At 70.2% G+C, this 23,785-nt stretch carries 22 protein-coding genes; 13 read left to right on the forward strand and 9 right to left on the reverse strand.

The window, feature by feature from the left end; all coding sequences use genetic code 11:
* Positions 1–198 precede the first annotated feature (198 nt).
* Positions 199–2,538, forward strand: coding sequence for a phosphoribosylformylglycinamidine synthase subunit PurL (gene purL / locus D8Y23_RS10505; protein ID WP_128218093.1), 2,340 nt, complete (start codon positions 199–201; stop codon positions 2,536–2,538).
* A 54-nt stretch (positions 2,539–2,592) separates the two neighbouring features.
* Positions 2,593–2,730, forward strand: coding sequence for a hypothetical protein (locus D8Y23_RS16820; protein ID WP_164878210.1), 138 nt, complete (start codon positions 2,593–2,595; stop codon positions 2,728–2,730).
* Positions 2,731–2,809: 79 nt separating this feature from the next.
* Here D8Y23_RS16820 and D8Y23_RS10510 read toward each other — a convergent pair whose 3' ends face one another.
* Positions 2,810–3,505: a potassium channel family protein gene (locus D8Y23_RS10510; protein WP_128218094.1), complete on the reverse strand. Its 696-nt coding sequence runs from the start codon at positions 3,503–3,505 to the stop codon at positions 2,810–2,812.
* Positions 3,498–4,862 carry a TrkH family potassium uptake protein gene (locus D8Y23_RS10515; protein ID WP_240663872.1) on the reverse strand — a complete coding sequence of 455 codons (1,365 nt, stop codon included), beginning with the start codon at positions 4,860–4,862 and terminating at the stop codon, positions 3,498–3,500. The genes D8Y23_RS10510 and D8Y23_RS10515 overlap by 8 nt, the downstream gene beginning before the upstream one ends.
* A 97-nt stretch (positions 4,863–4,959) precedes the next feature.
* On the opposite strand from D8Y23_RS10515, the gene D8Y23_RS10520 reads away from it, so the two are divergent.
* Together D8Y23_RS10520 and D8Y23_RS10525 are read left to right on the forward strand one after the other, a co-directional pair.
* Entirely contained in the window at positions 4,960–5,877 is a 918-nt protein-coding gene (locus D8Y23_RS10520; protein WP_128218096.1) for a hypothetical protein, read from the forward strand.
* A gap of 9 nt (positions 5,878–5,886) precedes the next feature.
* The gene (locus D8Y23_RS10525; protein ID WP_128218097.1) at positions 5,887–6,600 is read left to right on the forward strand and encodes a hypothetical protein; all 714 of its coding nucleotides are present in this window, start codon (positions 5,887–5,889) and stop codon (positions 6,598–6,600) included.
* A gap of 9 nt (positions 6,601–6,609) precedes the next feature.
* Here the strand turns inward: D8Y23_RS10525 and D8Y23_RS10530 are convergent, their stop codons facing one another.
* Positions 6,610–6,870: a DUF3253 domain-containing protein gene (locus D8Y23_RS10530; RefSeq protein ID WP_128218098.1), complete on the reverse strand. Its 261-nt coding sequence runs from the start codon at positions 6,868–6,870 to the stop codon at positions 6,610–6,612.
* A 47-nt stretch (positions 6,871–6,917) separates the two neighbouring features.
* Between D8Y23_RS10530 and D8Y23_RS10535 the strand changes: the two genes are divergently transcribed.
* A complete protein-coding gene (locus D8Y23_RS10535) occupies positions 6,918–7,649 on the forward strand; it encodes a YqjF family protein (RefSeq protein WP_240663869.1) in 732 nt (243 codons plus the stop codon).
* A 42-nt stretch (positions 7,650–7,691) separates the two neighbouring features.
* Here D8Y23_RS10535 and D8Y23_RS10540 read toward each other — a convergent pair whose 3' ends face one another.
* The 4 genes from D8Y23_RS10540 to D8Y23_RS10555 form a co-directional block, all read right to left on the reverse strand.
* Positions 7,692–8,594, reverse strand: a complete 903-nt coding sequence (locus D8Y23_RS10540; protein WP_128218100.1) for a glycine betaine ABC transporter substrate-binding protein — start codon at positions 8,592–8,594, stop codon at positions 7,692–7,694.
* Between the two features lie 119 nt (positions 8,595–8,713).
* A complete protein-coding gene (locus tag D8Y23_RS10545) occupies positions 8,714–9,670 on the reverse strand; it encodes an ABC transporter permease (protein ID WP_128218101.1) in 957 nt (318 codons plus the stop codon).
* Positions 9,670–11,019 (reverse strand): quaternary amine ABC transporter ATP-binding protein, encoded by a 1,350-nt coding sequence (locus D8Y23_RS10550; RefSeq protein ID WP_128218102.1) that lies wholly within the window; start codon positions 11,017–11,019, stop codon positions 9,670–9,672. The genes D8Y23_RS10545 and D8Y23_RS10550 overlap by 1 nt, the downstream gene beginning before the upstream one ends.
* Positions 11,020–11,345: 326 nt before the next feature.
* Positions 11,346–11,651: a chorismate mutase gene (locus D8Y23_RS10555; RefSeq protein ID WP_128218103.1), complete on the reverse strand. Its 306-nt coding sequence runs from the start codon at positions 11,649–11,651 to the stop codon at positions 11,346–11,348.
* A gap of 65 nt (positions 11,652–11,716) precedes the next feature.
* Between D8Y23_RS10555 and D8Y23_RS10560 the strand changes: the two genes are divergently transcribed.
* A complete protein-coding gene (locus tag D8Y23_RS10560) occupies positions 11,717–12,841 on the forward strand; it encodes an AI-2E family transporter (protein ID WP_240663870.1) in 1,125 nt (374 codons plus the stop codon).
* Between the two features lie 3 nt (positions 12,842–12,844).
* Here the strand turns inward: D8Y23_RS10560 and D8Y23_RS10565 are convergent, their stop codons facing one another.
* The gene (locus D8Y23_RS10565; RefSeq protein WP_128218105.1) at positions 12,845–14,044 is read right to left on the reverse strand and encodes a lactonase family protein; all 1,200 of its coding nucleotides are present in this window, start codon (positions 14,042–14,044) and stop codon (positions 12,845–12,847) included.
* A gap of 1 nt (position 14,045) precedes the next feature.
* The gene (locus tag D8Y23_RS10570; protein ID WP_128218106.1) at positions 14,046–15,332 is read right to left on the reverse strand and encodes an adenylosuccinate synthase; all 1,287 of its coding nucleotides are present in this window, start codon (positions 15,330–15,332) and stop codon (positions 14,046–14,048) included.
* Positions 15,333–15,451: 119 nt separating this feature from the next.
* On the opposite strand from D8Y23_RS10570, the gene D8Y23_RS10575 reads away from it, so the two are divergent.
* The 7 genes from D8Y23_RS10575 (at position 15,452) to D8Y23_RS10605 (ending at position 23,764) form a co-directional block, all read left to right on the forward strand.
* Entirely contained in the window at positions 15,452–16,177 is a 726-nt protein-coding gene (locus D8Y23_RS10575) for a Pr6Pr family membrane protein (protein WP_240663871.1), read from the forward strand.
* Positions 16,178–16,187: 10 nt separating this feature from the next.
* Positions 16,188–17,630 (forward strand): argininosuccinate synthase, encoded by a 1,443-nt coding sequence (argG, locus tag D8Y23_RS10580; RefSeq protein WP_128218107.1) that lies wholly within the window; start codon positions 16,188–16,190, stop codon positions 17,628–17,630.
* Positions 17,631–17,873: 243 nt separating this feature from the next.
* Positions 17,874–18,482: a TetR family transcriptional regulator gene (locus D8Y23_RS10585; RefSeq protein WP_128218108.1), complete on the forward strand. Its 609-nt coding sequence runs from the start codon at positions 17,874–17,876 to the stop codon at positions 18,480–18,482.
* Positions 18,479–19,099 carry a hypothetical protein gene (locus D8Y23_RS10590; RefSeq protein ID WP_128218109.1) on the forward strand — a complete coding sequence of 207 codons (621 nt, stop codon included), beginning with the start codon at positions 18,479–18,481 and terminating at the stop codon, positions 19,097–19,099. Before D8Y23_RS10585 ends, D8Y23_RS10590 begins: the two co-directional genes overlap by 4 nt.
* Positions 19,096–20,991, forward strand: coding sequence for a YhgE/Pip domain-containing protein (locus tag D8Y23_RS10595; RefSeq protein WP_128218110.1), 1,896 nt, complete (start codon positions 19,096–19,098; stop codon positions 20,989–20,991). Before D8Y23_RS10590 ends, D8Y23_RS10595 begins: the two co-directional genes overlap by 4 nt.
* Before the next feature lie 77 nt (positions 20,992–21,068).
* On the forward strand, positions 21,069–21,611 hold the full coding sequence (locus D8Y23_RS10600; protein ID WP_128218111.1) for an SRPBCC family protein: 543 nt from the start codon (positions 21,069–21,071) through the stop codon (positions 21,609–21,611).
* 191 nt (positions 21,612–21,802) lie between these two features.
* Complete coding sequence (locus D8Y23_RS10605) at positions 21,803–23,764, forward strand: MDR family MFS transporter (RefSeq protein WP_128218124.1); 1,962 nt, start codon at positions 21,803–21,805, stop codon at positions 23,762–23,764.
* Positions 23,765–23,785 lie beyond the last annotated feature (21 nt).

Here is a 23,785-nt window from a genome sequence, read left to right on the forward strand (position 1 = left end):
GGGGGGGGGAGTGACGCACCAGCCCATCAGCGCCCCGGCGCGCCGCACATCCTCAGCGATGCGCAGTACCTCAGTCGGGTTCCCGGTCAACCAACTGAGGTTGCGCGCATCGCTGAGCCGCGGCACCCGCCCGGGGCGGCGAGGCTCCGCAACTAGACTGTCCCCGTCCGGCCCCTGCGATTCTTGGAGCTCAGCCGCGTGACCACCCCGAACCCCGCCGCCCGCACAGCGCTCGCTGACACCGTCGAGAACGCGGTCGCGACGCCCGAGAAGGACCAGCCGTACGGCGCCCTCGGCCTCAAGGACGACGAGTACGCCAAGATCCGCGAGATCCTCGGCCGTCGCCCCACCAGCGGCGAGCTGGCGATGTACTCGGTCATGTGGAGCGAGCACTGCTCCTACAAGTCCAGCAAGATCTACCTGCGTCAGTTCGGCCAGAAGGTCAGCGACGAGATGAAGACCCGCCTCATGGTGGGCATGGGTCAGAACGCCGGCGTGGTCGACGTGGGCGACGGCTGGGCGGTCACCTTCAAGGTCGAGTCGCACAACCACCCGAGCTACATCGAGCCCTTCCAGGGTGCGGCCACCGGCGTCGGCGGCATCGTCCGCGACATCATCTCGATGGGCGCGCGCCCGGTAGCGGTCATGGACCAGCTGCGCTTCGGCGCCATCGACCACCCCGACACCCCGCGCGTCGTGCACGGCGTCACCAGCGGCATCTCCTTCTACGGCAACTGCCTCGGCCTGCCGAACATCGGCGGTGAGACGGTCTTCGACTCCGTGTACCAGGGCAACCCGCTCGTCAACGCCCTCGCGGTGGGCGTCCTCCGCCACGAAGATCTCAAGCTCGCCAACGCTTCCGGCGCGGGCAACAAGGTCGTGTTGTTCGGTGCCCGGACGGGCGGCGACGGCATCGGTGGCGCGAGCATCCTGGCATCCGACACCTTCGCCGACGGCGGACCCACCAAGCGTCCTGCGGTCCAGGTGGGCGACCCGTTCGCCGAGAAGGTGCTCATCGAGTGCTGCCTCGAGCTGTACCGCGACGACCTCGTGGAGGCCATTCAAGACCTGGGTGCCGCGGGCATCTCGTGCGCCACGAGCGAGCTGGCGGCCAACGGCAACAGCGGCATGAAGGTCGAGCTGTCGAAGGTGCTGCTGCGCGACCCGTCGCTCACGCCCGAAGAGATCCTCATGTCCGAGTCGCAGGAGCGCATGATGGCGATCGTGGCTCCCGAGAAGCTCGACGCGTTCCTCGCGGTCGTCGGCAAGTGGGACGTCGAGACGAGCGTTCTGGGCGAAGTCACGGGCGACGGCCGCCTCGTCATCGACTGGTACGGCGAGCGCATCGTCGACGTCGACCCCTCGACCGTCGCGGTCGACGGCCCCGTGTACGAGCGTCCGGTGGCCTACCCGACGTGGATCGACGCGCTGAACGAAGACTCCGCCGCGAAGCTCCCCCGGGCGGCGGATGCCGAGACCCTCCGCGCGCAGTTCACGACCCTCGTCGCGAGCCCCAACCTCGCCGACACGTCGTGGATCACGAACCAGTACGACTACTACGTGCTCGGGAACACGGCGCTGAGCTTCCCCGACGACGCCGGCATGATCCGCGTCGACGAAGAGACGGGGCTCGGCTTCGCGATCGCCACCGACTGCAACGGCCGCTACTGCCAGCTCGACCCGTACACCGGCGCGAAGCTCGCCCTCGCCGAGGCGTACCGCAACGTCGCCGTCACCGGCGCCGTGCCGACGGCCGTCACCGACTGCCTGAACTTCGGCAGCCCCGAGAACCCCGAGGTCATGTGGCAGTTCAGCCAGGCCGTCGAGGGTCTCTCCGATGGATGCCTCGAACTCGGCATTCCGGTCACGGGCGGCAACGTGTCGTTCTACAACCAGACCGGTGACCAGCCGATCCACCCGACCCCCGTGGTGGGCGTCCTGGGCATCATCGATGACGTCGCCACGCGCATCCCGAGCGGATGGCAGGATGCCGGCGAGAACCTGTACCTGCTGGGCGTCACCGCCGACGAGCTCGACGGCTCGCAGTGGGCCGGGACGATCCACGACCACCTCGGCGGTCGCCCGCCGAAGGTCGACCTCGCGCAGGAGCGCAAGCTCGCCGAGCTGCTGCAGGCCGCGGGGTCGCAGTCGCTCGTGTCCAGCGCCCACGACCTGTCGTCGGGCGGTCTCGCTCAGGCCCTCGCCGAGGGCGTGATGCGCTTCGGCGTCGGCGCGCGCGTGTGGCTCACCGAGCTCATGGAGCGGGACGGGGTGGATGCCACCGCCGCCCTGTTCAGCGAGTCGACCGGCCGCGTGCTCGTGAGCGTGCCGCGCGAGGAGGACGTGAAGTTCCGCGGCCTCTGCGACGGCCGCGGGTACCCGGTGCTCCGCATCGGCGTCACCGACGTCGAGCCGGGCACCGAGGCGACGCTGGAGATCCAGGACGTGTTCACCGTCCCCGTGTCGGAGCTGCGCCGCCTGTCGACCGAAACGCTTCCCGGCGTCTTCGGTCCGACCGTCACCGAGCCCGCCGCCTGAGCCCGGGCCTGCGGTGCGCCCCGGCGGCCACCGGCACACGAGAGGAGTCACGCGATGACTGAGCACGACGACGACATGACCGCCTTCGACGTGCGCCGTCAGCGCCGCGTCAAGATCATCGCGTGGGTGGTGATCGGCGCGCTGATCCTCACCGGCGGCGGTGCGACGGTCCTCACGTTGCTGTTCGGCTGACCAGGCCCCCGGGCGTGAGTCGCCAAGATGTGTCGCCTCCGGCCGAAGTCAGGCGACAGATCCTGGCAACTCACGCGGGTCAGAGCAGGGCGGCGAAACGCTCCGTGCGCTCGACGGGGCCGATCACGATGAGCAGGTCACCGGCCGACAGGACGGACTCGGCACCGGCCGGCCGCCATTCCCCGTCGGCGCCCTTGATCTTGACGATCGTCACACCGTGGCGTCGGCGCACGGCCGCCTCCTGGAGAGTCATCCCCACGAGCTCCTGCGGCGCGACGGTCTTGGCGACCACGAGGTCCTTGTCGAACTCGACGTAGTCGAGCATCGCACCGCGCACGAGGTGGGCGATGCGACGCCCCATGTCGGCCTCCGGGAAGATCACGTGCTCGATCCCGAGCTGCTCGAGGATGAGCCCGTGCTGCTCGCTGATCGCTTTCGCCCAGATCGAGCGCACCCCCATGCGCTTCAGCAGCGACGTCGTGAGGATGCTCGCCTGGATGTCGGTGCCGATGCCCACGACCACGCGGTCGAAGTCGAGCACGCCGAGCTGTTCCAGGGCGGCCTGCTTCGTCGAATCCGCGCGCACGACGTGCGTGAGCACGCCGTTCAAGGACTGGACGATGTCCTCGTCGGAATCGATGCCGAGCACCTCGGTGCCCGAACGGGTCAACTCGACCGCGAGGGCCCCGCCGAAACGACCCAGGCCGATGACGGCGATCGCCGACGCGTTGTCCCGCGTGCGACGACGACGGAAGAAGGGAGGGGTGTTATCCAATGATCGGACGCTCCTTCGGGAGTTCGTACATGCGCTTCTCTCGGGTCAACGCCAGGGCGGTGCCGAGCAGGACGGGGCCGAGCCGGCCGATGAACATCAACATGATGAGGATGCCCTGGGCCGCGGCGGGGAGGTCGGCGGTGATCCCCGTCGACAGCCCGACCGTGGCGAACGCGGAGATCACCTCGAACAGGACGCGGTCCAGGCCGAAGGGACTCATGACCATGATCGCGAGGGTGGAGCCGACGACCAGTGCGAGCGAGAGGAGTGCGACGGTCAGTGCCTCGCGGTGAGTGGAACGGGGAAGACGCTTGCCGAACATGTTGACCGCGGTGTCGCCACGCAGTTCCGCGACGATGATGAAGAACAGGACGGCGAACGTCGTGATCTTCAGTCCGCCCGCCGTGCCCGCGGGTCCGCCACCGATGAACATCAGGATGTCGGTCACGTACCAGCTCGCTCCGTGCATCTGAGACACATCGATCGAGTTGAAGCCCGCCGTCCTCGGCATGACCGACATTGTGAATCCCGCGAGGACACGACCTGCCGGGTCCATGGGGCCGAGGGTCGCGGGGTTGGACCATTCCAGGGCCGTGAGCGCGACCGCGCCGGCCACGAGCAGGAGGATCGTGCCGGAGACGACCGTGACCGTGTTCAAGGTCCACCGGCGGGGGAACCGGATCCGTCGGCGCAGCTCCATGATTACGGGGAAGCCGAGCCCGCCGAGGATGATCGCACCGCAGATCGGCAGGATGATCCAGGGATCGGTGGCGAACGAGATCAGGTTCGAGCTGAAGAGGGCGAACCCCGCGTTGTTGAACGACGAGACCGCGTGGAAGACGCCCAGCCAGAGGGCACCGGCGAAGGACTCGCCGTAGCCCAGCCAGAACCGCCCGGTCAGCAGGACCGCCACGATCGCCTCGGTCGCGAAGGTGATCCCGGCGACGCCCACCAGGACGCGACGTACGTCGCCGACCGCGACCGTGTGCGTCTCGCTGACCGCGGTCAGGCGGGTGCGGAGCCCGAGGCGGCGCGCGACGAGGAGCCCGAGCAGCGTCGCCAGGGACATCACCCCGAAGCCGCCGATCTGGATCAGCACCATGATCACGACCTGGCCGAAGGGGCTCCAGAACGTCGCGGTGTCGACGATGACGTGCCCGGTCACGCAGAGGGCGCTCGTGGCGGTGAAGAGCGCCTCGATGAACGTGGCGCTGCGCCCCACGGTCGCGCCCGGCAGGCTCAACAGCGCCGTTCCGATCGCGAGCACCGCCCCGAAGGCGAGGGTGATGGCCTGTCCGGGGGTGAGGCGGAATGCCGGACGGGGAAGCCCCGCCCCGGGGACCGCGCGACGCCGGATGTGCACCGAGCAACAATGTCACACTCGGCGCCTGGCGTCGGCGTTCCGAGAGCCGATCTCCCTGCACGCGCTCAGCGCATCGACGTAGCATGAGGGCGTGGAACCGCTCCTCGCGCTGATGGCCGACTGGTGGTGGATCGGTCCGGCCGCGGCCGGCGCCGGCACCGCCGGCTGGATCGGCGTGCGCCATGGCCGCCGGCGGGCTCTCCCTGCGGGCGCCTCCACGACCGATCGCGCCGCACGCACCTGGGGGAACCGGCCGATGAGCAAGAACGCCGCCCGCCGTCTCGAGTTCGACGCCGCCCTCCTCGACCTGCAGGCGGCGCGCCACGCGGTCACCCGTGGTCGCGCCGAAGTGAAGATCGCGGATGCCGAAGTCATGCGCGCCCAGGCCGAGCGGGCGGCATCCCGCGTGTCGTCCGACGTCGTGTCGTCCGCCCGCGCGCGCCTCACCGCGGCGCAGCGCGATCTGCGGGCCGCCTCGGCCGAGATCCGTGCCCGGCGCGCCGCCGTCCGGGCGGCGAAAGCGATGCTGCCCGCCATCCGGTCCGGGAGCGCCCCGCTGCCGGTCGCCCGCCTGTTCGCCGAGCACGACGCCATCCTGGTCCGCTGGATGGCCTACGAGACCGACCCGGCGCTCGCGATCGACTTCCCCGCGATGAGCGATTCCCGGTCGCCCCTGCTGGCCGAGTTCCTCCGCGCCCAGGAGCGCGCCCGGTGGCTGCGGCCGTCCTCGACGACCGCCCGGCTCGACCCCGCCGACTTCCTCGCGTACCGCGACGCGGTGCGCGCGCTGAGCCACGCCTTCGAGCGCGCCGAGCGCGCCGCGCGGCACGGGCGCGATGATCGTCCCGAGGCCGTCCCGGCCGACGCGTGGGGGCGCGTGGCGTCGGACTGGGCCGAGCAGGCGCAGCGCGCGCTGGCCTGGTCGATGGAGAACATGGGGCGAGCGGCATCCAAGTCCTGGGCCGAACGCCAGGCGAAGCGCGCGCGCAAGAACGACCACGACGCGTAGCGTGGCGTCGTGAACGAAATCCTGCAGTTCGCCGGGCACTACTGGTGGCTCGTCTTCCCGCTCTTCGGCATGACGATGGGCGCCATCGGCACGGTGAACAAGCAGCGCGAGCTGTCGGCCCGTCGGCGCCACCGTGAGCAGCTCGAACTGATGCGGGTGCAGAGCGGCGGTCTTCCGGCATCCCTCCCGACTCCCGTCGCCGCGGCCCCCGTCGCGGGCGACGACCTGGCGCGCGTGCAGGCGCGCTACGACGACGTCACCCGCCGCTGGCTCGACTACGAGCTCGACGTGTCGAAACTCATCGCCTACCCCGCCATGAGCGACGGTCGCCAGCCGCTGACCGCGGCGTTCCTGCGCGCGAAGAAGGTCGCCGACAACGTGCGGCCGACCGACGGCGAGGTCCCGTCGGCGGAGCGTCTCAAGGAGTACCGCGACGCCGTGACCGAGTACGAGGTCGCGTTCGAACTCGCCGAACGCGATGCGCGGCGCGTCAAGGCCGCGGCGTTCACCCCCGACGAGCGCAAACGCCTCGAGACGGCCCAGCAACTGCTCGGGGTCGCCGTGGATCAGGCCGCGACGCCGAACGAACGCCAGGTCGCCTACCGCCGTGTGCGTCAGGAACTCGACGGACTCATCTGGCTGAGCGATGAGGCCGTCGAGCACCTCGAGAAGAAGGTCGCGCTCGAACTGCCCTCCGCCACGCCGCCGGAACCGGCCGCCTGACGCGACGCGTCAGCGCGCGCGGCGGATGCGCACGGGTCCGCGCGCCGTGGTCACGTCGACGACCTCCCCGCGCTGCGTGACCTCGACCTCACCGTCGTCGACGAGCTGCCGCGCGGCGTCCCGCGCCGGCTGCATGAGGTCGCGCCAGTCGTCACCGCCGACCTGACGCGCCGCCTCCGACGGGCAGATCGTCGCGCCGTCGGCTCGCTGCGCGAGCAGGGCGCGGATGGATGCCACGAGCCGGGGATCCGCAGCAGATGACGGGGGCATGTGTCCAGTCTCCCCCCGCGCACGGATGCGAGGGCCAGAATCGGCGCGTGCCCGTTGAACGCCACGCCCCCGCCCTCCCCGGCCGCGCCGTCATCGAACAGCGCTGGAACCGCGCGGTCTTCGTGCACTGGCGCGTCGACCCGGACGAGGTCGCGTCGATGCTCCCCGCCGGCACCCGGCCCGACGTGCACGACGGCGCGGCGTGGGTGGGACTCGTCCCGTTCGTCTTGAGCGAGTTCCGTTTCCTGCCGCTGCCTCCCGTGCCGCTCGTCGGGACGTTCACCGAGATCAACGTGCGCACGTACGCGATCGACGACGCCGGTCGCCGCGGCGTCGTGTTCCGCACGCTCGAAGCCGAGCACCTCGCTCCGGTGCTGGCGGCGCGGGTGCTGTTCGGGCTGCCCTACCGCTGGGCGCGCGCCGGTGTCCGTACCGACGACGCGGTCATCGAGTACCGGTCGCGGCGCCACGGCGGGCGGCATCCGGGAACCCGCCTGCGGGCACGCCTCGGTACCGATCCGGTCGACACCGAGCTCTCGCGGTTCCTCACGGCGCGCTGGGGGCTCCACGAGCGGCACCTCGGCCGCACGATCTGGGCCGCCAACTCGCATGAGCCGTGGCCGCTGGTGTCGGCCGAACTCGAGCGACTCGACGACGACCTCGTGGCGGATGCCGGTTTCCCCCGGCTCGCCGGACGAACGCCCGACTCGGTCCTGGCGATGCCGGCGGGGCACCCCGGGTTCCGCAGCCGATTCACCGCGGCACGCGGGATCGCGTGAGCCCCCTCCGCCGGAGAGGGCGAAGGGGGCTCACGGGCGGACTCAGCGCTGGGTCGGGAACGCGGCGGGGTTCTGCTCCAGCCACGCCTCGATCGCCTCGGCCTCACGGCCCTCGCCGTACTCGTTCACGACGAGGTCTTCGAGCGAGCCGTACTGCGCGTCATCGAGCTGGATGCCGGCGATGAGCTCAGCGGCATCCGGGTACTGCTCGGCGAAGCCGGCGGTGCCGAGGAAGTGCAGCGCCTCGGGGTCGCCCATCAGGCCCTGCGGGTCGGCGAGGTCCTTGACGTCGTACGCGTCGTTGGCCCAGAACGGGCGCCACAGCGTCACGACGATGTCATCCTGCGCGGCGATGGCGTTGTCGAGCTCGGTGAGCATCGCCGCCGTGGACGACGTGATGAGTTCGAAGTCGCCGTCGAGACCGTAGCCCGGGAGCATGCTCTCCTGCGTCTGACGGGTCAGTCCCGCGCCCGGCTCGATGCCGTAGATGCGTCCGTCGAACCGTGCGGCGTTGGCCTGCAGCTCGTCGATCGAGTCGATGTCGACATAGCTGGGGACCGCGATGGTGAGCTTGGCGTTGTCGTAGTACGCACCGAGGTCTTCGATGTCGTCGCCGTACTCGGCCATGTACTCGGCGTGCGTCAGTTCGGGCCAGGCCGACGGGTAGATGTCGATGTCGCCCTGCGCCAGGCCCGTGTACAGGGGGCCCGCCTCGGTGAGCGTCTGCATCTCGACGGTGTAGCCGAGCTTCTCGAGCTGGTCTTCGAGCAGGTAGGCGGTGCTGAGGCCGTCGGTCCACGAGGGCAGGAACCCGAGGGTGATCGTGCCCTTGTCGCCGCCGTCGCCCGCGCCGCCGTCGGCCTGGTTGCCGCTCGCGCAGCCCGCGAGCGCGAGCGCCGCGACGCTGCCGAGGGCCAGGGTTGCTGTGAGGTGTCGCTTGTTCATGTGAATGCTCTCTTTCCGGTTCCGTATGTCGTTTCGTTCTGCGCGTGAGGTGCCAGGATTTGTCGCCTCGGGTGCCGTGCAGGCGACAAATTCTGGCGACTCACGCAACCCCTAAGGGGTCAGGCGCCCGTCGAGATCGGGGCACGGCGAGGGGATGCCACGTGGCGCTCGGCCTCGCCTGCGGCATCGGCGGCCGGGGCGCCGGGTCCGCGGCGGCGACCGAGAGCCGCGAGCAACGACGAGGTGTTGCCCTCGCGGCTGCCGAGCGCGGCGGTGAGACGGTCGAGGTACACGGCGAGGATGACCACGCTCAGCCCGGCCTCGACGCCCTTCGGGAGGTTGACGGTGGAGATCGACTGCACGACCTCCTTGCCCAGTCCGTCGGCCCCCACGATGCCGGCGACGACCGCCATCGACAGCGCCAGCATGATGACCTGGTTCACGCCGGCCATGATCGTGGGCATCGCGAGCGGGAGCTGGATGCCACGGAGGATCTGCGCCGGCGTCGCCCCGAACGCGTGTCCGGCCTCGACGGTCTCGGAGTCGACGCCGCGGATGCCGAGCTCGGTCAGACGCACACCCGGCGGCAGCGCGAAGATGACCGTCGCGACGACTCCGGGAACGACGCCGATGCTGAAGAACGTGATCGCGGGGATCAGGTACACGAACGCCGGCATCGTCTGCATGAAGTCGAGGACCGGCTTCATCACGGCCCGCACGGCCGCGTTGCGCGCCGACCAGATGCCCAACGGCACCGAGATCGCGACCGCGACGGCCGCGGCGACGACCACGAGCGCGAGCGTCTGCATGGCGGTGACCCACTGACCCATCGCGAGGATGAGCGTGAAGCCGACGACCGTTCCGAGGGCGAGCTTCCATGACCGCACGAGCCACGCCAGCAGCGCGGCGACGACGATGACGACGACGATGGGGGCGGCGAGCAGCACGTCGCTGAGCCCCCCGACGAGGAATCGCACGACCACGGCGATGACGTCGAACAGACCCGAGAGGTTGTCGCGGAGCCAGTCCACGCCGGCGTCGACCCACGTGCCGACCGGAATGCGGAAGCCGTCCATCAGCGCACCCCCCCGATCTCGGATGCCGCGGCTTCGGTGGCGTCACCGGCGGGCACCGGGGCGTCGGCGAGCACCGCGTCGATCTCGGCCGAGGGAACGGGCTGCGCAAGCACGGTGATTTCCTCGGTGGCGGTGGGTCCGGGGCCGAGCGCGGCGAGCAGCGTCACGCGCGGGATGACGCCGGTCAGGCGTCCCTCGGCATCCAGGACGGCCAGGGGCAGGGGCGACTCGACCGCGGGGACGAACAGATTCATCAGGACGTCGTCCTCGTTCACGCTGTGCGGAGTCGGCTTCAGTCGTCCGAGCAACGTGCTCTCCCCCGCGCGCACCAGCTTCATGGCGTCGCGGTCGGTGATGATGCCGAGGAGTTTGCGGTCACGATCGGTGACGTAGGCGGCCGACATGTAGGCGTCGCGCATCTGGCGCAGCGCGGTGCGAGGACCAGCAGCGGCATCCACGCGCGGGCGCGGGCGCTCCATGACGTTCGCCGCGGTGAGGACGCGCGCGCGGTCGACGTCCTGCACGAACTGCTCGACGTAATCGTTCGCGGGGTCCGTGAGGATGTCTTCGGGCGTGCCGATCTGGACGATCCGGCCGTCGCGCATCACCGCGATGCGGTCGCCGAGGAACATCGCCTCGTTGAGATCGTGGGTGATGAACACGATCGTCTTCTTCAGCGTCCGCTGGAGCTCGAGCAACTGCTCCTGCATCTCGCGGCGGATGAGCGGATCGAGTGCGCTGAAGGCCTCGTCCATGAGCAGGATGTCGGTGTCTGCGGCGAGCGCGCGGGCGATGCCGACGCGCTGCTGCATGCCGCCGGACAGGGCCGAGGGAAGCTTGTCGCCCCACCCGTCGAGGCCCACCAGGGCGAGGATCTCGTTCGCCTTCGCGAGCCGCTCGGTCTTGCTCACGCCACGGACCTCGAGCGGGTAGGCGACGTTGGCGGCGACCGTGCGGTGCGGCAGCAGGGCGAAGTGCTGGAACACCATCGCGATGCGCTCTCGGCGCAGGCCGCGCAGCCGCGCCGGGCTGACGCCGGTGAGGGGGTCGCCCTGCACCTCGACGGTCCCGGCCGTCACGTCGTGCAGGCCGTTCAGCATGCGGATGATGGTGGATTTGCCGGAGCCGGAGAGCCCCATGATGACGAAGATCTCGCCGGGCTCCACGTCGAAGCTCGCGTCGATGACGGCCGCGGTTCCGGCGTCACCGAGCTCGTCGCGCCGCGCACCGGCGCGGAGCTTCTCGACGGCGGACTGAGGGGAGCGGCCGAAGACCTTGAAGAGGTTCTTGGCCGCGATGGCATGCGGAGGGGTCACTGTGTGCACCTGCGCGGCCTCGGGTGGCCGCATCGGTCACGCCCGGGTGGCAGCCGCTCGGCGCTCACCGGGGTGCGAGCGCTCCGACGCCGGATGTCGGATCCAGGTCTCGGCCGCCGACCGTACGCTCGCGGAACCCCCTCCCCCGAGGTGGCACCAGCGACCGCGGACTGGTCGGGTGGGCGGCCCGCTGGGGGCCGCCTCTACCGTTTCACGGTGATGGATCGGCTGGCAAACCGGCCGTCGGGTTGCGCTCCCGAGACGACCGTGGCACGCGCGGGCGCGTGCCCGAATTGTGCGCGGCGGCCGCAGCGCCCGACGGGAGATGTCACCCCGGGCGTGTCGCGTTCGGCGCGACGTCAGTCCTCGGCGGGGCCGCCGGCCGCGGAGCGATGGTGGCGGATGACCTCCGCCACCACGAAGTTGAACCACTTCTCGGCGAACTCCGGATCGAGATCCGCCTCTGCGGCCAGACGCTTCAACCGGGTGATCTGCTGCTCTTCGCGAGAGGGATCGGATGCCGGCATCCCGTGCTCCGCTTTCAGCACACCGACCTGCTTGGTGCAGCGGAATCGCTCGGCGAGCAGGAAGATCAGCGCGGCGTCGATGTTGTCGATGCTGCCGCGCAGGCCCTGCAGGATCGTCGTGGGGTCGGCGTCGGTCATGGGTCCTCCGGATGCGACCCTATCGCGCACCGACCATCTGCCGCGGCGACCCCTACAGTGTGACCATGAGCCGATCGACGCGCCCCGATCCTTCCGCTGAAGGAGCCAATGCCGGCGAGGTCACCTCGCGGGATCGTCCCGTCTGGTCGGCGATCGCGCGTCCGTACGCCGCGGGCTTCTTCCTCACGCTCGGCGGGCTGACGGCGTTCCTGCTGGCGCTCGCCCTGTCGAGCCTGTCGACCGTCCTGATCTACATCGCGATCGCCCTGTTCATCGCGCTCGCGCTCGACCCCCTCGTGCGGCGTCTCGTGCGCCGCGGCGTCTCCCGCGCCTGGGCGATCGTCATCGTCTTCGGGGGGCTGGCGGTCGTTCTCGCCGCGGCGCTGTGGCTGCTGATCCCGCCCGTGGTGCGGCAGGTGGAACAGTTCATCGCCGACATCCCCACGTTCGTCAACGACCTGATCGACAGCGACGCGGTCCGGTGGGTCGAAGAGAACTTCGGCGACAGCCTCGGCAACATCCTGCAGGAGGTGCAGGCGTTCTTCACGAACCCCGCGAACCTCACGGCCATCGGCGGCGGCCTGCTGCAGGTCGGCGTGAACATCGCGACCGGCATCTCGGGCGCGATCATCGTGCTGGTGCTGAGCCTGTACTTCCTGGCATCCCTGCCGTCGATGAAGAACTCCCTCGTGCGCCTCAGCCCCGCACGCAACCGACAGACGGTCTCCGAGATGACCGGCGAGATCACCGATTCCGTGGGTGGCTACCTGTCCGGAATGGTCGTGCTGGCACTGATGAACGCCGTGTTCGCGTTCATCCTGCTGACGATCCTGGGTCAGCCGTTCGCCGCGCTCCTCGCGGCCCTGGCGTTCGGCATCACCCTCATCCCCCTCGTCGGTTCGGTGCTGTTCTGGGGCACGGCCACGGTGTTCACGCTGATCGTCGATCCCACGGCCGGACTCATCTTCGCCGTCGTCTACCTCGTCTACATGCAGATCGAGGCATACATCCTGACTCCGCGCGTGATGAGCCGCACCATCTCGGTCCCGGGGTCGCTCGTCGTCATCGGCGCGCTCGTGGGCGGGACGCTCCTGGGTCTGCTCGGCGCGCTCGTCGCCATTCCCGTGACGGCCTCGCTGCTGCTGATCGTGAAGCAGATCATCATCCCGCGACAGGACGCCAAGAAGTAGCGCTCAGCGCATCGGGAGCAGCCGCGTCGGCGAGGGGGATGCCGTGCGGTGACGCACGCGACCCGGGACCCCCGTGCGGGCGTCCAGCGGCAGCGACACGATCTCGTCGGCGAGCTGACCGGCCACGAGGAGCGTGTCGTTCACCACGACATGGTGCCGCGGCCGGTGCGTACCGGCCTCGGCGAGCGCGGTCAGCTGCAGCGCCTCGCCCGCGCCGCGCACGGCGAGCACGCCGATCGTGTCGCTGCCGCGGACGCCGGCGTACAGCGTCGTCCCATCGCGGCTGGCGCTCAGCTCAGCGGCCGTGTCGCCGTCGAGCGTCCCGAGCAGCGGCTCACCGGAGACGACGCGCCAGCGACCCTCGGCATCCGGGGTCAGCACGAAGACCTCGCGGCTGAGCTCGGTCACGACGTACAGGTGACCCGATGGATGCCACACCCCGTGCCGCGGACCGCTCCCCTTCGGCAGGACGACCTCCTGCACCAGGCGCAGGCCCGCCCCGGTCGAACGCCAGAAGCGCACGAGGTCGAGACCCATATCGGTGGTGGCGAGGAACCCCCGGGGGAGCACGATCGTCTCGTGCGCGCGGGAGACGCGGGCACCGGCGGCCGCCTCTTCGGATTCGGCGTCGGTCTCGGGAGCGGAGTCGTACTCCGGGACGAGGTGACCGAACTCGTCACCGGCGGCCTCCCGCAGCGCGCGTGCCGCGGCAGCGAGGTCGGGGACGACCGCGCCCGAGACGGCAGCGCCCGTCTCGACGACGAACGGGTCGTCGGTCGAGCCGTATGGATCGTCCGCGGCCGCGGCGATCACCGGCGCGGACGGGCGGCCCGCGGCATCCAGAGCGATACGGACGACGCGACCGTCGCCCCAGCAGCTCGCCACGAGGAACGTCCCGTCGGGGGCGACGGCCACGTGACACACCGCGTCGCCGGCGGGCACGGGAGCGCCCAGCGGCGCCAGGGTCGTCTCGCCCGTGCGGCGGTAGGCCTGGACCGTCCCCTCCGCCTCGAGCGCGGCGTAGAGGACGTCGAGATGCGGGTGAAGCGCGACCCACGAGGGCGAGCCGGGTGCCGCGACTGCCGTGCCCACCATGCCGAGCGGGCCGGACGCCCAGACCGAATCGGCGTCACCCGCCTGCAGGATGCCGATGCCCTCGGCCGACCCCGCGTCGGGGGCGTACGCGCCGACCCAGAACCGCACGTCAGTCGATCAGGTCGTGACGGACGATGACCTGGTCGCGCGCGGGCCCGACGCCGATGACAGAGATCCGCGTCCCGCTCATCTCTTCGAGGGCGAGCACGTACTCCTGGGCCGTCTGCGGCAGCTCGTCGAACGTGCGCGCGGTCGAGATGTCTTCGCTCCACCCGGGCAGGTACTCGTAGATCGGCTTCGCATGGTGGAAGTCGGTCTGGTTGACCGGCAGGTCGTCGTACCGCTCGCCGTCGACGTCATAGGCGACGCAGACGGGGATCTGCTCGAGGCCGCCGAGGATGTCGAGCTTGGTGAGCACGAGGTCGGTGATGCCGTTGATCCGCGTGGCGTAGCGGGTGATCGGGGCGTCGTACCAGCCCACGCGGCGCGGACGGCCCGTGGTGGTGCCGAACTCGAAGCCGCGCGAGCGCAGCCAGTCGCCGCTCTCGTCGAACAGCTCGGTCGGGAAGGGACCGGATCCGACGCGGGTCGTGTACGCCTTCACGATGCCGACGATGCGGTCGAGGCGGTTCGGGCCGACACCCGAACCGGTCGCGGCACCGCCGGCGGTCGCCGACGAGGAGGTGACGAACGGGTAGGTGCCGTGGTCGACGTCGAGCATCGTGGCCTGGCCGCCCTCGAAGACGACGACGTCACCGGCATCCAGGGCGTCGTTCAGGAGCAGCGAGATGTCGCTCACCATGGGACGGACGCGCTCGGCATACGACAGCAGATCTTCGACGATCTCGTCGACCGTGATGGCGCGGCGGTTGAAGACCTTCACCAGCAGGTGGTTCTTCTGGTCGAGGGCCCCCTCGACCTTCTGGCGCAGGATGTTCTCGTCGAAGAGGTCTTGCACGCGGATGCCGACGCGGTTGATCTTGTCGGCGTACGCCGGGCCGATGCCGCGACCGGTCGTGCCGATCATGCGCTTGCCGAGGAAGCGCTCGGTCACCTTGTCGAGCGTGCGGTGGTACTGCGTGATGATGTGCGCGTTGGCGCTGATCTTCAGCCGGCTGGTGTCGAGACCGCGGTCGTTGAGCGCCTCGAGCTCGTTGAAGAGCACCTCGAGATCGACCACGACGCCGTTGCCGATGACGGGGGTCACACCAGAGGACAGGATGCCGCTGGGCAGCAGGTGCAGCGCGTACTTCTCGTCGCCGATGACGACCGTGTGACCGGCGTTGTTGCCGCCGTTGAACTTCACCACCCAGTCGGTGCGCTCACCGAGCAGGTCGGTGGCCTTGCCCTTGCCTTCGTCGCCCCACTGGACGCCGACGATCACGATTCCGGGCATGTGCGCTCCTCGCGTGTTATCCGGCGGTACACCCCATCCTATCGACCGGGTCCGACACACCCTTCCGGGGTTGTCCACAAGCCCACCGCCGCCCGCGGCGCGGTCACTACTCTGAGCGCATGCTCCGCTCCCACTCCTGGGCCACCGGCTGGACGGCCCTCCGCCTCGCGATGGCCGCACTCATCGCCGCGGCGATCATCGCCCAGTTCGTCTCCACCGTCGCCGGCGCCGTCGACAACGACCGCGACGTGCTCACCACGGTGACGAACTTCTTCAGCTTCTTCACGATCCTCTCGAACACCGCCAGCGTGATCGTGTTGGCCTGGGCCGGCATCCGGTTCCTCGCCCGTGGTCGCGCACTCGAGCCCGATCCGCTCGCGCTCGCCTCGGCGCTGGCGTGGGTCTCGACTTACATGGTCATCACCGGCGTCGTCTACAACCTCCTCCTGCGCGGTCTTCCCCTGCAGCCCGAGACCGTCGGCTGGTCGAACGAGATCATGCACGTGTGGGGGCCCCTGTTCCTGCTGCTCGACCTCTTCCTCGGGCCGAATCGGCGGCGCCTGCCGTGGAAAGCCGCGCTCGGCGCCGCGATCTTCCCGGTCGTGTGGATCATCTACACACTGCTCCGGGCGAACCTCATCACCAACCCGACCACCGGCCAGCCGTACTGGTATCCGTATCCCTTCCTGAACCCGTACGAGAGCAGCTGGGGCAGCGTCATCGGCTACATCATCGGCATCGCGGTCACGATCGTCGTCGTGGCGGTCGGCGCCGTCGCGGTCGGGCGGGCGCGCGGAGCGGCGGGCGGCCCGCGCGTTTCGGGGCGTGGCATCCGTCCCGAATAGAATCGAGCGCATGTCCAAGGTCCTGCAGTCCCTTCCCGTCGGCGAGCGCGTCGGCATCGCCTTCTCGGGTGGTCTCGACACCTCGGTCGCCGTCGCGTGGATGCGCGACAAGGGCGCCGTCCCCTGCACGTACACCGGCGACCTCGGGCAGTACGACGAGGACGACATCGCGTCGATCCCCGGCCGCGCGACCCAGTACGGCGCCGAGGTCTCACGTCTCGTCGACTGCAAGACCGCCCTCGTCGAGGAGGGCTTCGTCGCCCTCGCGTGCGGCGCGTTCCACATCCGCTCGGGCGGACGCACGTACTTCAACACCACGCCGCTGGGCCGCGCCGTCACCGGCACGCTCCTCGTCCGCGCGATGAAAGAGGACGGCGTCGACATCTGGGGCGACGGCTCCACCTACAAGGGCAACGACATCGAGCGGTTCTACCGTTACGGCCTGCTCGCCAACCCCGCGCTGCGCATCTACAAGCCGTGGCTCGACGCCGACTTCGTCACGGAGCTGGGCGGCCGCAAAGAGATGAGCGAGTGGCTCGTCGCCCACGACTTCCCCTACCGCGACAGCGCCGAGAAGGCCTACTCGACGGATGCCAACATCTGGGGCGCCACCCACGAGGCGAAGACGCTCGAGCACCTCGACGTCTCGCTCGAGGTCGTCGAGCCCATCATGGGCGTCCGGTTCTGGGACCCCGCGGTCGAGATCGAGACCGAGGACGTCACCGTCGAGTTCGAAGCCGGTCGCCCCGTTGCGATCAACGGCACGCGATTCGACGACCCGGTCGCGCTCGTGCGCGAGGCGAACACGATCGGTGGTCGCCACGGGCTCGGCATGAGCGACCAGATCGAGAACCGCATCATCGAGGCGAAGTCGCGCGGCGTGTACGAAGCCCCGGGCATGGCGCTGCTGTTCATCACGTACGAGCGCCTCGTCAACAGCATCCTCAACGAGGACACCCTCGCCACCTACCACGAGCAGGGCCGTCGCCTCGGTCGCCTCATGTACGAGGGCCGCTGGCTCGAGCCCCAGTCCCTCATGCTGCGCGAGTCGATCCAGAAGTGGGTCGGTTCCACCATCACGGGTTCGGTGACGCTGCGCCTGCGCCGCGGCGAGGACTACACGATCCTCGACACCGTGGCATCCGGGATGTCGTACTCGCCCGAGAAGCTCTCGATGGAGCGCGTCGGCGACGCCGCATTCGGCCCGGTCGACCGCATCGGTCAGCTCACCATGCGCAACCTCGACATCGCCGACTCGCGCGCGCGCCTCGAGCAGTACGCGGGCCTCGGCCTCATCGGCGGTCCGACCGGCGAGCTCGTCGGCGACGTCGCCGCCGGCGGTGCCCGCGAGATCATCGAGCCCGCGGCTCGCCTCGACGCCGCGGGTGAGCGCCTGGCCGACGCGACCGACGCGGCGGGCGAGTCCGCCGCGTTCGACGCCGGCACCGACTGACCCCCGCTCCTCCCCGGCTCCTCCCCGACGCCGCCCCGCCGCTTCGGTCGGGCGGCGTCGTGCTGCGCGCGCGGCACGGCACCGCCAGTTCACGTGAAATGGTCGAGGTCACCCGTCATGCCGCGCCACCGCGGGTGATCTCGGCCACATCACGTGAACTGGACCCCACCGAAAGCGTCGTGCGGACGCGAGATGCCGGAAAGTGCACACGGGAGTGCAAGATAAGGCGTACACTCGACCTCCGTGTCCACACCTGCCCGCCGACGCGACGCCGTCGAGAACCGCGCCGGCATCGTCGATGCCGCGACCGCCGCGATCGGCCGTGATCCGCGGGCGTCCATCGCCGCGATCGCGGCCCGCGCCGGGCTGTCGCGCCGCGCCCTGTACGGCCACTTCGACGACCGGGATGCCATCGTCCGCGAGGTGATCGCGGCGGGGGCCGCGCGCTTCAACGCGATCGCCGACCGCATCGACGACGCCGACTCCCGCCTCGCGCTCGCCCGGCTCGCGTCCGAGCTGTGGCGCGAAGCCGCTCACGTGCAGGCCGCCGCCTCCCTCGCCCTCGACGATGCACACGTGTCCGAGACCGCGGCATCCCTCGCCCCTCTCCGGCGCCGCATCGACGGGATCGTCCGCCGCGGCCAGGACGCCGGCGAACTGCGCACCGATCTCTCCGCACCGACCCTGTCGCGCCTGCTCGAAGAGACCGGACGCATGGTGGTCACCCGCGTCGACGCCGAGTCGAGCGCGGCCCGCGAGATCGCCATCACGGCGGTCCTCGGCATCGCCGGCCTCTCCTGGACCGAGGCCCGGCGCCTCATCACTCAGCACCCCGACCTGGAGGCGCAGTGAAGATCGTCCTCGACGCCGTTTCGAAGGGACGCGCGCAGCGCGCGCTGCCCGAGACCTCCACGTCGTACGAGACCGGGCGGGCGACGCTCGCCGTCGCCGAGACCGAGCAACGTCCCACGGTGCTCGGGCTCGTGGCATCCGGTCGCATGAAGATCGACGGCGGCTCGGTCACGATCGACGGACGGGTGGATGCCGGCGCGATCCGTCGTCGTGTCGCCCTCGTCGACGCGCCCGTCGTCTCGGAACCCGAACCGAACGTCACCGTGACGGGCGTCGTCGCGGAGGAGCTCATGTTCGCCGGTCACGCGCCGACCCCCTTCGCCGCGCAGCGCTGGCTCGAGGGCCTGGGGCTGGAGTCCCTGGCATCCCTCCCCGTCGGCAATGTCGACGCGGCAGCGCGGATTCGTCTGCTGCTGGAGCTCGCGGCGCTCCGTACGGACGTGGAGGGACTCGTGCTCGTCGCCCCCGACCGACACGGCGGCGAACCCACCGCCTGGTGGCGCATCGCCCGGGAGTTCGCCGAGCGCGGGTACGCCGTGCTCGTGATCGCGGGGCACGCCTCGCGGACGGCGCTCGACTCCTCCGACGCCGACGCCGAGCAGGAGAACATCCGGTGAAGATCCCGCAGATGATCGCGGCGGAGCTGCGCCGCCTCACCTCCACGCGTATGTCGGTCCTCGCCCTCGTCGCGCTCCTCGCCGTGCCGATCCTGTACGGCGGCCTGTACCTGTGGGCCAACCAGGACCCGTACGGCAACCTGTCGCAGGTCCCCGTCGCGCTCGTGGTCGAGGACAGCGGCGCGCAGATCAACGGCGAACAGCGCAATCTCGGCGACGAAGCGGCCGACCAACTGCTCGACAGCGACACGTTCAAGTGGCATCGCGTCGACGCCGACCAGGCCGCGAGCGGGCTCGAGCGCGGTGACTTCGACTTCACGGTGACGCTCCCCGCCGACTTCAGCGACGCGGTCGCGTCCCTGTCGAGCGACAGCCCGCGGCAGGCCGCGATCGAGCTGCGCACGAACGACGCGAACAACTACCTCGCATCGACGATCGGCTCGCAGGCCGTCGCGCGCATTCAAGCGTCGGTCGCTCAGAAGGTCGTCGATGAGGCCGGCCTCACGCTCCTCGACGCGCTGCACACCATCCGGGTGAGCCTCGTGGATGCCACGACCGGGGCGACGCAGCTCGTCGACGGCCTCGGCAGCGCGAAGTCGGGGTCGGCGCAGCTGGCGACGGGTTCGGCCCAGCTCGCCGACGGGACGGCGCAGCTGTCCGACGGCGCAGCCCGGCTGCGCGACGGCACCGTAGAGCTCCGCGACGGTGCGGCACGCGTCGCCGACGGCGCACAGCAGGTCGCGGGCGGTGTCGACCGCATCGACGCGGCCGCGCGCCAGGTCGGCACGATCGCCGGGGATGCCGCGGCCCAGCTTCCTCAAGCCCGCGCCGACATCGCGAAGGCCCTGGCCGACGCCGGCCTCGACCAGGCGCGCATCGACGAGATCCTCTCCCGCCTCGACCCCGTCGGCGACCGTCTCCAGGCCGCCAACACACGGGTGCAGGACACGGTCCAGCAGATCAACACGCTCGACGACGGTGCGCGCCAGGTGGCCGACGGAAGTGCGTCCGTGGCATCCGGGGCCTCCACCGCAGCCGACGGCGCGTCGGCCCTCGCGGAGGGCGCCTCCTCGGCGGCCTCGGGAGCCGCGCAGCTCCGCGACGGGGCGAGCCAGCTCGACGGCGGGATCGGGCAGCTCTCGGACGGAGCGACGAAACTGCGCGACGGGTTGGCGTCGGGCGTCGAGCAGATCCCCGACTCCGACGACCAGACCCGGCAGGCGCAGGCCGACACGATCTCCGACCCGGTGAGCGTCGGCTCGACGTCGGTGACCAAGGCGCAGAACTACGGGGCGGGACTCGCGCCGTTCTTCGCGGCCCTCGCCGGCTGGATCGGCATCTACGCGCTGTTCCTCATCGTGAAGCCCGTCTCCAAGCGCGCCGTCACGGCCCTGCGCTCCCCGATCCGCGTGACGCTCGCGGGCTGGCTGACGCCCGCCGGCCTCGGTGCGGTGCAGATGGTGGGTCTGTTCACGGTGCTCGCCGTGGCCCTGCAGTTCTCGTTCGCGAATCCGTGGGCCGCCCTCGGCATCCTGATCTTCGCCTCGGCGACGTACGCGGCGATCGTGCTCGCGCTGAACGTGTGGCTCGGATCCGTCGGGCAGTTCCTCGGACTGGTGCTCATGGTGCTGCAGCTGGTCACGGCCGGCGGAACGTTCCCGTGGCAGACGCTGCCCGCCCCGCTGGCGGCTCTGCACCACGTACTGCCCATGGGATACGTCGTGGATGCCATGCGCCAGGTCATGTACGGGGGCGACATCGGCCGCGTCGGCCCGGACCTGCTCGTGCTCGGCGCGTGGCTCGTCGGTGGGGTGCTGCTCGCCGCGATCGGCGTGACCCGGATGACGCATCACCGGACGCTGCGCGACCTTCAGCCGAGCCTGATCGGCTGACTCTCCGACCGGCTCGCCGTCGATCGGGCGGGTGCGCACCGCGTAGGGTCGTCTCACGACGATCGCGAGGGGATGCCATGGCCGCCCGCAACACCCGCCTGATGCGCTGCACGCCCGACGACCTCTTCGCCGTACTGGCGGACGGGTGGCTGTACCCGGTGTGGGTGGTGGGTGCCGCCCGCATGCGCGACGTCGATCCGGAATGGCCGCAAGAGGGCTCCCGCATCCACCACTCGCTGGGCGTCTGGCCCGTCCTGGTGCACGACACGACGGAGATGGTCGAGTGGGACCCGCCGCGACGCGTGCGGCTGCGCCCCAAGGCCGGACCGCTCGGTCGCGGTGTCATTCGTTTCGACGTGCGCCCGCACGGCGACGGGATCGCCGTGACCATTGCCGAAGAGCCGGTGTCGGGACTGCCGGCGGCTCTTCCCGGCATCCTGTGGCGACCCCTGCTCGTCCTGCGCAACCATGAGTGCCTGAACCGCCTCGGGTTCCTCGCCGAGGGGCGTCGCGCGGAGCGCGAAGCGGGAGAACTCGAGGCACGACCGGAGACGCCGACCCCCACCGAGGGCACCGCCTCGCCGCAAGCCGAGAAGGACGCGGCCGAAGCCGACATCTGAACGTCCGGAGAACGGGTCCGCGGGGCAGCGCCGCGGTCGTATAGTTGACAAAACGCAACTTGTTTGGGGAGCGGCACGACCCGCGCCGTCTCTCTGGCGCTTCGGCGCCCTCCTTATCGGCCCTCTCGCCCTTCCGAGGAAACGTGACCACTGCTGCCGTGTCGAGCCCGACCACCCGAAGCACCCCGGTGATGACCCACCGCCAGATCCTGTTCGTCATCTTCGGGCTCATGGCCGGGATGTTCCTGTCCGCGCTCGATCAGACCGTCGTCGGTACCGCCATCCGCACGATCGGCGACGACCTCAACGGCCTCAGCCTGCAGGCGTGGGTGACCACGGCCTACCTCATCGTGTCGACCATCTCGACGCCGATCTACGGCAAGCTGTCCGACATCTTCGGCCGGCGACCGCTGTTCCTCATCGCCATCGTGATCTTCATCGTCGGCTCGGTCGCCGCGAGCTTCTCGACCTCGATGATCGAGCTCTCGGCGTTCCGCGCCATCCAGGGCCTGGGTGCCGGTGGCCTCATGTCGATGCCGCTCGCCATCATGGGCGACATCCTCGCCCCGCGTGAGCGCGCCAAGTACCAGGGTTACTTCCTCGCCGTCTTCGGCATCTCCTCCGTCATCGGCCCCCTCGTCGGCGGACTCTTCGCCGGTGCTAACGAGATCCTCTTCATCGCCGGGTGGCGCTGGGTCTTCCTCATCAACGTGCCGATCGGCCTCATCGCCCTGGCGATCGTCCTCCGGTTCCTGCACATTCCACGCCACCCGCACGGTTCCGTCCGCATCGACTGGTTCGGCGCGACGACGGTCATCATCGCCCTCGTCCCGCTGCTGCTCGTCGCCGAGCAGGGCCGCGAATGGGGCTGGACCTCGCCGATCGCGCTCGCCTGCTACGTCGTCGGCGGCCTCGGCATCCTGGCCTTCATCCTCATCGAGCGCGGCATGAAGGACGACGCGCTCATCCCGCTCAAGCTTTTCCGCTCGTCGACCTTCTCGATGGCCACCGTCATCGGCGTCTTCGTCGGCTTCGCGATGTTCGGCGCGATGCTGACGCTGCCGCTGTACCTGCAGCTCGTGCTCGGGTCGAGCCCCACCGAGAGCGGCTTCCAGCTGCTGCCGATGATCCTCGGTCTCATGATCTCGTCGATCGCGAGCGGCCAGATCATCGCGCGCACCGGCCATTACCGCATCTTCCCGTCCATCGGCACGGCCTTCATGGCGCTGGGCTTCTTCACGTTGACCTTCATCCGCTACGACACGTCGTACTGGATGATCGCCGGGGCGATGCTCCTCATCGGTCTAGGTCTCGGTCAGCTGATGCAGACGCTCACGATCGCCTCGCAGAACTCCGTCGGTCCCCGTGACATCGGCGTGGCGACCTCGGCATCCACGTTCTTCCGCCAGATCGGCGGAACGCTCGGCACGGCCATCCTGCTGTCGCTGCTGTTCACGCTCGTGCCGCTGAACCTGCAGACGAACTTCCGCGATCCGGGATCGCTCACGGAGGCGCTCGACGCCGCCCTCGACCCGACCGTCGCCAGCGCCCCCGCGAACACGGGCATCATGTCGAAGGTCTACGACCCGTTCGTCCGAGAGCTCACCGACGGCGCCCTGAGCGGCGCGCAGCAGGGCGTCGAGCAGGCCAAGACAGCCGCCGCCGACGCCGTGGCGCAGCAGGTCGCGGCCGGTGCGATCCCCGCCGCCGCGCAGCAGCAGGCCACGGCCGCCGCGCAGGAGCAGGCGATCCAGCAGGCCGCGGCCGCGATCCAGCAGCAGGTCCCGGTCGCGGAGGTCGCCGCCGACGGCACCGTGACGCTGGACTTCGCAAATGCCACGGCCCGCCGGGCCTTCGTCGACCAGGCGGTTCCGCAGATCATCGACGGCATGTCGGGGTCGTCGGAGTCGTCGTTCGATAACAGCACGATGGACGACACGTCGTTCCTCAACGGCGCCGATCCGCGACTCACCCGACCGCTGCTGGTGTCGTTCAACCAGTCGACCGTCGCCGTGTACTGGGTCGCCATGGCCGTCGCGCTGATCGCGTTCGTGCTGACGCTGTTTTTCCGAACGCCCCCGCTGCGCGCGAAGTCGGCGCTGCAGGAGTCGGCCGACGCCGAGCGCCACGCCGAGCCGGTCGCGCTCGGCTGAGTTGCGGCCCGGCGGAGGTCC

It is taken from the genome of Microbacterium enclense (assembly GCF_004022425.1).
Classification (GTDB): Bacteria; Actinomycetota; Actinomycetes; order Actinomycetales; family Microbacteriaceae; genus Microbacterium; species Microbacterium enclense_A.

Excerpts from the sequence above, each read along its gene's own strand:
- D8Y23_RS16820 (WP_164878210.1), top strand. The coding sequence starts at position 2,593 with ATGACTGAGCACGACGACGACATGACCGCCTTCGACGTGCGCCGTCAG.
- D8Y23_RS10530 (WP_128218098.1), bottom strand. The coding sequence starts at position 6,870 with ATGCCCCCGTCATCTGCTGCGGATCCCCGGCTCGTGGCATCCATCCGC.
- D8Y23_RS10540 (WP_128218100.1), bottom strand. The coding sequence starts at position 8,594 with ATGAACAAGCGACACCTCACAGCAACCCTGGCCCTCGGCAGCGTCGCG.
- D8Y23_RS10545 (WP_128218101.1), bottom strand. The coding sequence starts at position 9,670 with ATGGACGGCTTCCGCATTCCGGTCGGCACGTGGGTCGACGCCGGCGTG.
- D8Y23_RS10550 (WP_128218102.1), bottom strand. The coding sequence starts at position 11,019 with ATGCGGCCACCCGAGGCCGCGCAGGTGCACACAGTGACCCCTCCGCAT.
- D8Y23_RS10555 (WP_128218103.1), bottom strand. The coding sequence starts at position 11,651 with ATGACCGACGCCGACCCCACGACGATCCTGCAGGGCCTGCGCGGCAGC.
- D8Y23_RS10560 (WP_240663870.1), top strand. The coding sequence starts at position 11,717 with ATGAGCCGATCGACGCGCCCCGATCCTTCCGCTGAAGGAGCCAATGCC.
- D8Y23_RS10570 (WP_128218106.1), bottom strand. The coding sequence starts at position 15,332 with ATGCCCGGAATCGTGATCGTCGGCGTCCAGTGGGGCGACGAAGGCAAG.
- D8Y23_RS10575 (WP_240663871.1), top strand. The coding sequence starts at position 15,452 with ATGCTCCGCTCCCACTCCTGGGCCACCGGCTGGACGGCCCTCCGCCTC.
- argG (WP_128218107.1), top strand. The coding sequence starts at position 16,188 with ATGTCCAAGGTCCTGCAGTCCCTTCCCGTCGGCGAGCGCGTCGGCATC.
- D8Y23_RS10600 (WP_128218111.1), top strand. The coding sequence starts at position 21,069 with ATGGCCGCCCGCAACACCCGCCTGATGCGCTGCACGCCCGACGACCTC.
- D8Y23_RS10605 (WP_128218124.1), top strand. The coding sequence starts at position 21,803 with ATGACCCACCGCCAGATCCTGTTCGTCATCTTCGGGCTCATGGCCGGG.